Below are 13242 nucleotides of genomic sequence, written 5' to 3' on the forward strand. Positions count from 1 at the left end.
TGTGACTCTGGGGGCGGAGTTCTGTGCGGTTCGCACGGGGTGGGTCAGACATGTTCGGACGTCGTAGACGCGGAGCGGCGGGAGCGACGACAGCCGCAGCCGCGTTTGCCGTGCTGCTGAGCATGCTGGCGCTGCCTGCTCAGCAGGCTGCGGCTTCTCCTCCAGAGGCGGATTCAGCAGCCCTGACCGAGGGGCAGCAGGCGCTGGCCGAGGCGGAGGAGTCCGGTCAGCGGGTGGAGGTGACGGGGGAGCGTACGGACCGGACCACGGTCTACGCCAATCCCGATGGCTTCACGTTCACGATGGAGCAGTCGGCCGTTCCTGTGCGCGTGGCCAAGGCGGGCGGCGGCTGGCAGGCCCCGGATGCGTCTCTGGAGAAACGTTCCGATGGTTCGATCGGGCCCAAGGCCGCTGCCGTGTCGATCGCGTTCTCGGCGGGAGGCGACAAGGCGCCCCTGGCTCGGATCGAGGACCAGGGCAGTTCGCTGGAACTGGAGTGGCCGGGCAAGCTGCCCGCACCGCAACTGGACGGCCCCAGCGCCGTGTACGCCGAGGTCCTTCCGGGTGTCGACCTTCAGGTGACGGCAACCCCCGAGAGCTTCCAGCCGGTGTTCGTCGTCAAGACGCCGGACGCGGCCGCGAACGAGGAGCTGAAGAAGCTCACCTTCGGGCTCAAGGCTCAGGGGCTGGACGTCCACGAGGGTGTCGCCCACAACCTCTCTGCTGTCGACGGCAGTGGCCGTACGGTGTTCAGGGCGCCGCCGGCGCGGATGTGGGACTCGGCGGGAGAGGCGTCCGGCGAGTCCGAGACATCCGGTGCTCAGACTCAGTTGGTGCGGGCGCAGGCGCTGGGTGAGGAGCCGGTTGTGCCCTCCGACCCTGCTGAGGTGGCGCCGTCCGGTTCGGGTCTGGAGCCCGGTCAGGGTGACAAGGTCGCGAAGATGGACGTTGCTGTCACCAAGGACTCGCTGTCGGTCGTGCCGGACACGGAGATGCTCACCAAGTCCGATGCCTCGGCCTTTCCGCTCTTCATCGACCCGACGGTGACCTGGGGTGAGTCCGAGCGCACCTTGCTGCGCAGTGACGGCTACGAGTCGTACGGCTGGAGCAACGGCGACGACGACCAGGGCAAGGGCGCCGGCAAGTGCGGTACCTGGAACGGCTATTACTGCGGTCCGGGGTATGTGCAGAAGCTGTACTTCGAGTTCTCCCCGGCCAGCCTGAAGGGCAAGAAGGTGCTGGACGCGACGTTCCGGGTGACGGAGCCGTGGGCGTTCCAATGTGATCCGCGCTGGGTGGACCTGGTCCGTACGAACAACATCTCCTCGGCGACCACGTGGTCCTCGCGGCCGGCGGAGCTGGACCTGATGGTGGACCGGAACGTCTCGGCGGGCCGTGGCTCGTTGTGCGACCCGGACGCGCCGGACGCGCCGATCGAGTTCAACGACAGCGCGGACGAGACGAACGAGAACCTCACCTCGACGGTGTCGAACTTCGCGGCGGGCAAGTTCTCCCGGCTCACGCTGGAGATCAAGGCGCACGACGAATCCGACCCGTCGGCCTGGAAGAGGTTCAAGAACGACGCCGTGCTCGCGGTGAAGTTCGTGGCGGTGCCTGCCCTCCCGACCGAGGTGGGCGTGATCACCGGCACCGGATACGTCTGTTCCACCAGCTCGACCGACCCGGCCATCGTGTCCGATCCCACCCCGCTGGTGCAGGGGAAGCCGCGCACCGCGTCCGGAGGCTCAGTGGGAGCCAGCCTGCGCATCCGGTGGCGGACGGAGAAGTCCGACGGCTCGACGTGGACTCTCGCCCACACCGACCTGGACGGTCCGTCCACAGGCTATGTGGGGAACCTCGTCAAGCAGTCGCGCAGTTTGCCCACTCTCCAGGAGGGCGTGCTGTACCGGTTGAGAGCGCTGACCCTGTCGTACTACGAGGACGGCAGCAGCCGGCAGAACACCGGCTACACCACGCCGTGCTATTTCAAGGTGGATCCGACGGCACCCAAGGCACCGCAGATCACCGTGGGTACGCCCTACACGGCGTGCACGACCAACGAGTGCACGGCCCATGGCGGGCCTGCGGTGAAGGGCACCTTCACCTTCAAGCCCGCTACGGGTGACGCGAACAACGTCGCCTACCAGTACAGGCTCTCCTCCACGGCCGCATGGTCCGCTGACCAGACCGGTTCGACGGTGTCGGTGGGCATCACACCGCCCAAGGAAGGTACGTACCGCCTGTATGTGAGAGCGAAGGACAACGTCAGCCGCTACGGCGCGCAGTCGGTCGTCGACTTCCTCGTGGCCGACGGTGAGAAGCCGGTCGGTCAGTGGAACTTCACCGAGGCCGACGGTGCCGCCGTGGACTCCGCGACGTGGGACGGCTCTGACAACGCGGCCCTGGCCGGTGGCGCGGTACGCGACGACCGTGGCCGCCGCGGTCTGATCACACGTGACGCGTCGGGCGTGGCCTTGGAGACTCCGGTGACGGACAAGGGGCTGGCTCTCGACGGCAGCACGGGCTATGCGGCCACGGCAGCCACCGTGCTGGACACCTCCGCCTCCTATACGGTCTCGGCGTGGGTGCGGGTCGATCCCAGTGCCTCGCGGACGTTGACGGTGCTCAGCCAGGCGCCCGACAGTGCGAGCCCCTTCTCGAAGAAGTACATCCCGTTCGGGTTGTCGTACGCGGGTGGAGGGGCCAACACCTGGAGCATGAGCGTGATGGGTACCGACGGAACCCTTCGCAAGGCCAGTGCCTCGCAGGCGACGCCGCGTGGTGTGTGGACTCACGTCGTCGGTGTGCACGACGCCGAGGCGAAGAAGGTCAGCCTGTACGTCAACGGAGCACTGCAGAGCAGCGTCGACGCCGGGACGGCGTGGAAGGGATCGGGGCCTCTGCAGATCGGCAGGGGCATCTGGGCCGACGTCTACACCGACTACTTCAACGGCAGCATCGACGAGCCCACGACGTGGCAGCGGGCCCTGTCGGCGGAAGCGATCGCGGAGGAAGCGAGGACGCTGACCTCGGAGGCTTATGCCGGTGTGGAGCTGGTCGCCGACTGGTCCGCCGACCGGGGTTCCGGCACCACGATCGCGGACTCCACCTCGGGCTACGGCCGGTCGCTGACCCTCAGCGGTGGGGCCTCGTTGGACGGCGAGTCGATCGTGTTCGACGGGGTGGACGACGCGGCCACCGCGGCCGGGCCCATCGTGGACGACACGGGTTCGTTCACCGTCACTGCGCTGGCGGCCCTGGACAGTGACGTGCTCAAGGACAAGAGCGTCGGCTACACAGGTCAGGTGGTCGGGCAGCGGACGGCCGACGGGTCGGCCTGGGGCTTCTGGTACGAGCTGACCGGCAAGCAGACCGTGCTGGACGAGGAGACCCTGGAGGAGAAGACCGTTCCGGTGGGCTTTTGGCGCTTCGGCCGGCTCAACGTCAACGGCACGTTCAGCGCGGTGGCGTCCGACGAGGCCGCGATGGTGGACGGCACTGTCAGGATGACCGGTGTCTTCAACGCCCAGGACGGCACGATCGGTCTCTATCTGGGAGCCGTCCAGAACGGCGACGACGAGGCATTCACGGCAAAGATCGGTGCCGGTGACTTCGCGGTCGGCAAGGGATTCAGCAATACCGCGTGGGAGCACTACGTCCCGGGACGCGTTTCGGAAGTCCGGCTGTGGGCGGGCGCGATGGCCGGATCCGACCAGGTCGAGGAAACCGTGGGCGACTGACGTCACGTGGGCCGGGGCAGCTCGCCTAGCGGGCTGCCCATGGTCCCGCTTCCTGACTCTTCTGAACTTTTTCCGAACTTCTTCCATGGCACCCAGGGGCAGAAACGTGATCTTTGGCAGGGGCACCTCAAGAATGCGACGGGGTGGCGCCGTTCGGCGCCGAGGCGGCCGGCTGCTGGTGCAGTCGCTGGCCCTGGCGCTCGTCTTGCCCCTGGGCGCGGCACAGGTGGCACAGGCCGCGGAGTCCGGCGGACTGGGACGTCCGGATGTGCCGAAGTCCCGGGTGAGCAAGGTCAAGGAAGCTGACGGCCCGGGGGCGAAGAAGGCGCGAGAGCGAGTCGCGCGGGAGAAGAAGGCCAACCAGCAGCAGTCCGAGCGCGCCAGGACGGAGCGGAAGACCGTCTGGCCGGGCAAGGGTGAAGCGACGCTCGGTCTCGCCGTCGGCAAGGAGGCCGCTGCCGCACCGGGCGGCGTGCCGGTCACCGTCGTGCCGCCTTCCGGTGACAAGACTGCGGCTGCCGGCGACGTCCGCGTCACCGTCCTGGACCAGAAGGCCGCCCGCGCCGCGGGGATCACAGGTGTGCTGCTGAGCGCCGATGCCGACTCCGCGGGCAACGCCGACGTCAGCGTCGACTACAGCGGCTTCGCCTCGGCCGTGGGTGGTGGCTGGTCCCAGCGACTGCGTCTGGTGCAGCTTCCCGCATGCGCCCTGACAACCCCTGAGCGGGCTGAGTGCCGCATTCAGCGTCCGCTCGCGTCGGACAACGACATCGCGCAGCAGTCGGTCTCGGCGAAGGTGCGCCTCACGGAGTCAGCGGACGGCGCTTCGACGCAGCTGACGAAGGCCGCGGACAGCACCGCTTCCGCAGCCACCGTGCTGGCCGTCACCGCCACCGCAGCAGGCTCCGGACAGTCGCCCAGCGGTACCGGAAACTACTCGGCCACTCCGCTGTCGGAGTCCTCGTCCTGGGAGGCGGGCAGCAGCTCGGGCTCCTTCACCTGGTCGTACGGCTTCACCGTGCCCCCGGCCGCAGCAGGCCCGCAACCTCCTCTGTCCCTGTCGTACGACTCGGGCAGCGTCGACGGCCGCACCGCCACCAGCAACAATCAGGGCACATCGGTAGGCGAGGGCTTCTCACTCACCAACTCCTATGTCGAGCGCTCGTACGGATCATGCGAGGACGACGGTCACGACGATGTCCACGACTCCTGCTGGAAGTACGACAACGCGACGCTGGTGCTGAACGGCAAGTCCTCGCGCCTGGTGAAGGACGATGACGACGGCCAGTGGAGGCTCGAGAACGACGACGCCTCCAAGGTGACCCGGTCCACCGGCGCGGACAACGGTGACAGCGATGGTGAGTACTGGACCGTCGTCACCGGCGACGGCACGAAATACGTCTTCGGCCTGAACAAGCTGGACGGCGCGGACACCCAGCGCACCAACTCCGTCTCCACGGTCCCGGTGTTCGGTGATGACTCGGGCGAACCGGGCTACACCGCGGGAGACGCCTTCGCCGACCGCGCCCTCACCCAAGCCTGGCAGTGGAACCTCGACTACGTCGAGGACACGCGGGGCAACGCGGCCACCTACTGGTACACGAAGGAATCGAACTACTACAAGAAGAACAAGGCCGAGACGGCCAATGCCGCCTACACGCGAGGCGGTTACCTGAACCGGATCGAGTACGGCCTGCGCAAGGGCGCCCTGTTCACCGACAAGGCGGACGCCAAGGTCACCTTCGGGTACGCCGAGCGCTGCACCGCCTCGGACTGCTCCTCCCTGACCGAGGACACCGCCGACAACTGGCCGGACGTCCCCTTCGACGCCATCTGTTCGAAGGACGACGACGACTGTGACGCGACCGGCCCGACGTTCTTCTCTCGGAAACGCCTCACCGGGATCGACACCTTCTCCTACAACGCCACCTCCACCGAGTACGACGCGGTGGACTCCTGGGACCTGGTCGAGCAGTACCTGGACGGCGGGGACATCGGTGACAGCTCCGACCAGGTGCTGACCCTGAAGTCGATCCAGCGCACGGCGAAGGCGGGCACCGCCATCGCGATGGACCCCGCCTCGTTCACCTACCAGATGCGTCCCAACCGAGTCGACGCCACCGACGACATCCTGCCCCTGACCCGCCCCCGGGTCTCCAGCATCACCTCCGAGACCGGTGCGATCACGTCGGTGACGCTCTCGGGCGCGGAGTGCGTACGCAGTCAGGTACTCGGTGCCGCCCCGGACACCAACACCCGTTCCTGCTATCCGCAGTTCTGGCACATCAACGGAGCCGAGGACGCCTCGATCGACTGGTTCCACAAGTACCGGGTGCTGGCGGTCGGCGTCTCCGATCCGAGCGGCAACAACGAGGCCGTCGAACACGCCTACGCCTACAGCGACGCCGCCTGGCACTACAGCGACAACCCGTTCACGGAGAAGGACGAGCGGACCTGGTCGGAGTGGCGCGGCTACGCCCAGGTCACGGTGTGGACCGGCGCGACGGACGTGACCCGCTCACGGACCGTTTCCCTCTACCTCCAAGGCATGGACGGCGACAAGAAGAGTGACGGGACCGCCAAGTCCGTTTCCGTCGCCGCTCTGTCGACACCTGCCCTCGGCGCGGCTTCGATCACCGACAAGATCGAATACTCGGGGCAACTGCGCGAACAGGTCACCTACGACGGCTCCACAGCGATCTCGGCAACGGTGTACGACCCCTGGTCGCAGGAGACGGCCAGGCAGAGTCCGCCGGGCGCCGGTGACCACGTCGCCCGCTATGTCCGCACGCAGAAGGTGCACAACTACACCTACCTCACCGCGTCGCAGACCTGGCGCGAGCGCCTCACGAGCACCGCCTTCGACAGCTACGGCATGCCCGTCACGGTGGAAGACGCCGGGCAGGTCGGCAAGGCCTCGGACGAGACGTGCACCCGCACCTGGTACGCCCGCAACGCCGACGTCGGCATCAACGGCCTTGTCTCCCGCACCCGCACGGTCGCCCGCACCTGCGCGACCACGGACGCCTCCCTCGTCCTGCCCGCGGCCATGGACCCGGCCAAGCCCGCGCGAGGAGACGTACTCGCGGATGTCAGCACCGTCTACGACACCGCGAACGCCACCACCTGGTCCGCGACGCAGACGCCCACGAAGGGCCTGGCGACGTGGACCGGCCGCACCACCGGATACACCGCCACGGCGAACGCCGACGGCGACCGGCCGCCGAGCGGCTGGCAGAGGATCTCGGCCACGACGTACGACACCCTGGGCCGCCCGCTGAGTGTCAGCGACGCAACCACCAACCCGCCCAGGTACCTCGCCTACACCCCGACGGACGCGGGTCCGCTGACCAAGACCGTCACCACCGACCCCAAGACGTACAAGACGACCAGCTTCCTCGACCCGAGGCGCGCACAGCCGCTGCGCATCTACGACGCCAACCTCAAGAAGACCGAGCTCACCTATGACGCCCTCGGTCGTCTCACCCAGGTGTGGCTGCCGAACCGTGACAGCGCCAGCCAGTCCCCCAACCAGAAGTTCGCGTACCACCTGGACAACGCCAAGTCGTCCTGGGTCTCCTCCTCGACGCTCAAGAAGGACGGCGAGACCTACACCACCAGCTACACGCTGTACGACGCTCTCCTGCGGACTCTCCAGTCCCAATCGCCCACCCCCGAGGGCGGCCGCCTGCTCACGGACACGCGCTACGACACGCGGGGACTGGCCTACGAGACGTACGCCGACATCTTCGACACCACCAGCACGCCCAACACCACATACACCAGGGCCGAGTACGGTGAGGCGCCCACCCAGAACGAGACGGTGTTCGACGGAGCGGGCCGCCCCACGACCGCGAACCTGTATGTCTTCGGCGTCAAGAAGTGGTCCACCACCACCAGCTACACCGGTGACTCCGTCGCGACGACAGCCCTCGAGGGCGGTTCCGCCCAGCGGACGATCACCGACGTCCGCGGCCAGGCGACGGAGACCCGCGAGTACGCGAGCACAAGCCCGGCCGACACCGCCTACGGCGCCGGCACCGGTGCTTCGTACACCACCACGAAGCTCGCCTACGAACTGGACGGTCAGCAGAAGACGGTCACGGGGCCGGACGGCGCCGCATGGTCCTACGTGTACGACCTGTTCGGCCGTCAGACCGGCACGACCGACCCCGACAAGGGAACGACGGCCACCGAGTTCGACGTTCTGGACCGTCCCCTCAAGTCCACGGACTCCCGTGGCGCATCGGTCCTGACCGAGTACGACGTCCTCGGCCGTGTCACCGGCACCTGGAAGAACAGCAAGACGGACGCCAACCAGCTCACCGGTTACGTGTACGACACCCTTCTCAAGGGTCTGCCGACGTCCTCCACGCGCTACGTCGACGGCAAGGCGGGTGAGGCCGCGTACACCCAGGCCATCACCGCCTACGACAGCCTGGAACGTGCCACGGGCTCCGAATTGCAACTGCCGGCGAGTGACCCGTTCGTGAAGGCGGGCGCACCCTCCACCCTGGCCTACGAGACGTACTACAACCTCGACGGCACCGTGAAGCAGTCCAAGGAGCCCGCCGTCGGGGGGCTGGCGGCCGAGAACCTCGACTACGGATATGACGTCCTCGGCAACGTGACCTCGATCGGTGGCGCGACCGGCTATCTGCTGGACGTGGACTATTCGGCCCTCGCACAACCGAAGCTGCTGACACTGGGGCCGGGTGGCACCGCCAACAAGAGCGTCTATGTCGCCAATGACTTCGAGGACGGCACCGGGCGCCTGACACGCAGTCATGTCACCGACCAGACACACGGCTTCATGCTGCAGGATCTCAACTACACCTACGACCAGGTCGGCAACGTCACCTCGATCAGCGACCCGGCCACTCTGGGTGGCGCAGGCTCCGCGGGCACCCAGTGCTTCACCTACGACGGCCACCAGCGCCTGACCGAAGCCTGGACGCCCGCCTCCCAGAAGTGCGCCGACGCGGCGAGCGCGTCGAACCTGTCGGGTCCGGCCCCGTACTGGTCGTCCTACTCGTACAACAGCGCGGGCCAGCGGACCGGCGAGACGGTGCACAAGAGCACCGGCGACACGAAGACGACGTACTGCTACACCAGCACCACGCAGAAGCACACCCTGACCGGGACCACGACCAAGAGTGACTGCGCCGCTCCTGAGCGCAAGTACGAGTACGACGCGGCCGGCAACTCCTGGCACCGTCCCGGCAAGACAGCCACCCAGACACTGGACTGGTCTCCCGAGGGCAAGCTCAGCAAGCTCACCGAGAACGGGACGTCGACCGATTACCTGTATGCCTCCGACGGCACGCTGCTGATCCGCAACACGCAGAACGGTGAACGCGTTCTCTACGCCGGTGCCACCGAACTCCACCTCCGTGCCAACGGCACAACCTGGGCCCAGCGTTACTACGGCGCCGGTGGCGCCAACGCCGCCCTCCGGTCCAACCAGTCCGGCACCAACAAGGTCACCTATCTCACCGGTGACCAGCACAGCACCTCCTCACTGGCCATCAACCAGGACACCAGCCAGACCTACACCAAGCGCTACACCACACCCTTCGGTGCCGAACGGGGTACGCCGTTGTACGGACCCTGGCCCGACGACAAGGGTTTCCTGGGCAAGACGAGGGACACCACCACTGGCCTGACCCATGTCGGCGCCCGTGAATACGACCCCTCCATCGGCCAGTTCATCAGCGTCGACCCGGTTCTCGCTCCGAACGATCCGCAAAGCCTGAACGGCTACAGCTACGCCGGCAACAACCCGGCCACCTTCAGCGACGCCTCCGGCCTGTACTGCGACGGCTGCAGCGTCGACAACCCCGACAGTGCGTGGGCGACGGACAAGCACAACGGCCCCGGCTGCACCACCTCGAACTGCTACGACAAGTCCGGCAAGCCGATCTACTCCACGAGCGGGGGCGGAAAGGGCGGTACGGCCGGCGGTAACGGCTCCAACTCGACTTCGGGCACCACCAAGGTCGTGGTCGACGGAATCATCATCCCGACCAAGGACGAGCTGTACGCCATGGGGTTGGGAGGGGGCTACCCGGACTCGATCACCTACGCGGAGATGCTCTCGGGCTGGGCCCAACGCAAGTGCTTCGTCAGCGATGGCATCGAGGCCTTTTGCGACACGGCCAAGCGCGCTGGGTTGCTGCGCGGGAACGAGAACGACCCGTGGGGCGTCAAAGCGACCTATCACTGCCTCACCGGCCGCGGCGACTGCGCCGAGGCGATCATCTCCGACATCATCACGGTGGCCACCCTGGCCTTCGGTTCCACCGGCAAGGCCCTCATGGCGCGTGGCGCCTCACGGGCGGCCGCGGGCGAGGTGGAGGCAGCGGCCGCCAGTTTCCTCAAGGCGGCATGCAGCTTCTCGCCGGATACGCCAGTCCTGCTGAAGAACGGCAAGACGAAGGCCATCAGTGAGGTGAAACCCGGGGATGAGGTCGAGGCCGCTGACCCCGAAACCGGCAAACACAAGGGTTCGAGAACCGTCACTGACCGCTTCGTCCACGAGGACGACGACCTGGTTGATGTGACAGTCCGCACTGACGACGGTAGAACCTCGACCCTTCACACCACGTCCGACCATCCTTTCTGGAACGAAAGCCTCCGCACCTGGACACCCGCTTCCGACCTCCAGCGCGGACACTTGCTCGGCACTACGGTCGACACTCACGCCCAAGTCATTGACGTCACAGACCGGCCGGGCTCGGACGACATGTACAACCTGACCGTTGACGATCTGCACACGTATTATGTGCTGGCAGACGCCACGCCGATTCTGGTGCACAACGCGTGCGGGCCGTCTGGAGGGGGAACGATATTTTCCCACTTCACGGACGGAGGCGGAGTGCAAGGCATCGCAGGCGTGGATGTAAGTGGAATGGCCGTCGGAGATACGATGGAAGTGGGCAGTCTACGTTTCGGGACGGGATCGAACGACTTCATGGCCACTAGCCAAGGCGACAATTTCGTCACGGACCTGGGGCGCGACGCCACGGATGGCCAGCTGGGAAGGCTCGGTGTCTTCGGCGACAGGCGGAATTATGTTATCCAGTTCAGCCAAGAGGCGGCTTTTGGTCACGGCGTGAGACCGAAGATGAACCCCGGGAATAGCGCGAGTTACACCTTCCCAGGCGGAACATCATTCAATGGAGGATTCACCTACACCGTCACGAGGGTTAGGTAAATGGAGTTTTCTATGGAGATTGAGCGGGCGTTGGATTCCGTTGGAGCCCCGGACCTTGAGTCCCGTGTTCGAGCCGTCGAGGAGCTTGCGGCTTGTTCCTCGGCCATCGCAGAGCGGGTGGCTTCAGCGTTCGCGACGGACGAGGAAGCTCGCTTCCTGATCTTCGAGAGATTGGGTCGCTTCGGCTCGCTCATGGTTGCCCCCATGGAGCGTGTTCATCAGGAGGCGGGTGACGAAGGCCTGAAACTCATGGCGGCCTCGGCGCTGACCTATCTGGGGAGCAACGTCGGTGTCCCGTCCCTCATGGGCGTGCTCAAGGTGGGTAATCCACATCTGTGCATGGCTGCCACCTCCCTGTCTTCGGCCGATGTCTCCGAAGCCGCAGATCCGATCGAGCGTGCTCTTCTCGAGTGTGAACTCTCGGATGGTGAAACGTTGGTGTGTCTCGTCTCGTCTCTCCGGCGACTGAGAGACTCGCTGCCGGAGAGCGTTCGCCTCCGTTTGGCCGAGGTCGAGCCGGCCTGGCTGCGCGACTCGCTCCTCGACTGAATGGAGTTACGAGCTGATATCTCCCGATTCCGGCAATACGTGCAGAGCTGTGCAACCGGTGGGTAGACGCTGGGAGGGGAGGATGCCCCTCCGTATCGCGCGGCCTTTCCAGGTCTGGTCCTATGAGGTCTCCCATCGGCAGCTCGTTCTGCGCGGTCGCCCAGGTGGTGGCCAAGAGGGGGATATGGAGGTCGAGTTTCTGGATGTGTTGGGGATGAAGGTGAAGTCTCAGTATCGTGAGCTTCTGATCTCGTACGCGCCCGACACCGCCGAGATCGACGAGTTCGTGGGGATCCCGGAACAGCACAGGTCCAAGTACGCCAAGCTGCTCGTCACGGATGGGGCGGGGGACGGGTTCGTGGTCTGCCGGTCGCTGCGTATCAACGAAGGCTGAGATTCTCGCAGTCCGACCAGGCGGTCCTCCTGGTGGGTGCTGCGGGATTCCACGGGGGGTGGACATGCGTCGCTGGGAGAAGGCGTTGCTGGCGGTCGATCGCGTCTTGGGGACGGGCGAGCCGCCTTCCCGGGTGGAACTGGCTGCGGCTCGCCATCCCGTGCGCGTCGGGGTGACGACCGGAACTGTGATGGCGGTGTTGATCGCTGCGGTCTCGTCCGGTTTCGACGACCCAGTGATCCTGTTTCAGGCGACCCTGATGGGTGCGGGGCTGGGGCTGCTCCTCTGGGCGGCGTGCCGCAGTACTCGATGGCTGCATGCCCATTACGTGAGGACGGGCAGATACGAGGAGGTGCGGCAGAAGGCGCTACGGGCAAAGCCTCTCTCGCGGCGCGCGGTGACTCTGCAGATGCTCGGCACGTGGGTGGTCACATCAGGGATGTTCTGGCTGATAGCTCCCCATAAGGACCTTCCAAGGGGTTGGCTGTGGTCTCCCGCTTTCGGGGCGGGACTCCTGGCGATTTGCTACGCGGCCGCCTTGCTGAAGCAGAAGCGTTCTCGCCGGCGATTCTTTGTGGCCACGGCTGCGAATTTGGATGATCAAGCGGTTGCAGTGACGACACGTGAAGATTTCGTCGCATTCCTCGCTGCCGCTCTGACTGACCTTCGGGATCGGCCTGAGGAGTGGGAGAACCGCACGCTCGAGAACTTCCTCGAGGCGTGGGGCGCTTGGGTGGGTTCCCTGCCTGGATGGTGCGAGAACCACGGTAAAAAGACTCCGGACCAGCCTGACTGGAACCTCTTGGCCGCCATGGTCATGGCGGCACGAATATACGAATGAGTCGCAGCGGCATTCGCTCGGTTCCGCTGCGGTCACAGGGGGTTGCGGCCCCGCGCGCGGCAGTGGTTCGTGCACTCGAACCACACTGTCTTTCCGCCGGCGGCTGTCGGCGAAACGCCCCACCTGTCGACCAACGCGTCCAGGAGGAGCAGGCCTCGGCCGCCTTCCGACTCCGGGTCCGACTTCGCCGGGGCCGGGAGTAGTTCGCCGTAGGCGTCCGTCACCTCTGCCCTGACTCCCGTCTGCTGCTTCAGTAGGAGCAGGGTGCAACGGCTGTCCGGGACGTGGCGGATCACGTTGGCGATCAGTTCCGTCAGGGCCAATTCCACCGTTTCCGTCAGGTGTTGCAGCTCCCAGTTCTCCAGGTGCATGCGGGCGATCCGGCGGATGTGGCGCGCCGAGTGTTCGCCGACCGTCAAGGTCATGCGGTACTGCGTGGGGATGGGGGAGGCGTAGATCGAGGGGAAGTATCCGTTCACGGTACGAGGGTGAGCTGTGACAA

At 66.2% G+C, this 13242-nt stretch carries 6 protein-coding genes; 5 read left to right on the plus strand and 1 reads right to left on the minus strand.

Going from position 1 to position 13242, the window contains the following annotated elements; genetic code table 11:
- Nucleotides 1-122 precede the first annotated feature (122 nt).
- The 5 genes from OG933_RS30285 (at nt 123) to OG933_RS30305 (ending at nt 12740) form a co-directional block, all read left to right on the plus strand.
- Complete coding sequence (locus tag OG933_RS30285; RefSeq protein ID WP_405629881.1) at nt 123-3740, plus strand: LamG-like jellyroll fold domain-containing protein; 3618 nt, start codon at nt 123-125, stop codon at nt 3738-3740.
- A 133-nt stretch (nt 3741-3873) separates the two neighbouring features.
- Complete coding sequence (locus OG933_RS30290) at nt 3874-10956, plus strand: polymorphic toxin-type HINT domain-containing protein (RefSeq protein ID WP_405629883.1); 7083 nt, start codon at nt 3874-3876, stop codon at nt 10954-10956.
- Between the two features lie 12 nt (nt 10957-10968).
- Nucleotides 10969-11505 carry a hypothetical protein gene (locus OG933_RS30295; protein WP_405629885.1) on the plus strand — a complete coding sequence of 179 codons (537 nt, stop codon included), beginning with the start codon at nt 10969-10971 and terminating at the stop codon, nt 11503-11505.
- A gap of 220 nt (nt 11506-11725) precedes the next feature.
- Nucleotides 11726-11899: a hypothetical protein gene (locus OG933_RS30300; RefSeq protein ID WP_405629888.1), complete on the plus strand. Its 174-nt coding sequence runs from the start codon at nt 11726-11728 to the stop codon at nt 11897-11899.
- Between the two features lie 64 nt (nt 11900-11963).
- Entirely contained in the window at nt 11964-12740 is a 777-nt protein-coding gene (locus OG933_RS30305; RefSeq protein ID WP_405629890.1) for a hypothetical protein, read from the plus strand.
- 32 nt (nt 12741-12772) lie between these two features.
- Here OG933_RS30305 and OG933_RS30310 read toward each other — a convergent pair whose 3' ends face one another.
- The gene (locus OG933_RS30310; RefSeq protein WP_405629893.1) at nt 12773-13219 is read right to left on the minus strand and encodes an ATP-binding protein; all 447 of its coding nucleotides are present in this window, start codon (nt 13217-13219) and stop codon (nt 12773-12775) included.
- Between the last annotated feature and the right edge of the window lie 23 nt (nt 13220-13242).

Origin of the sequence: Streptomyces sp. NBC_00016, assembly GCF_045040885.1 — a bacterium.
Taxonomy (GTDB): domain Bacteria; phylum Actinomycetota; class Actinomycetes; order Streptomycetales; family Streptomycetaceae; genus Streptomyces; species Streptomyces coriariae.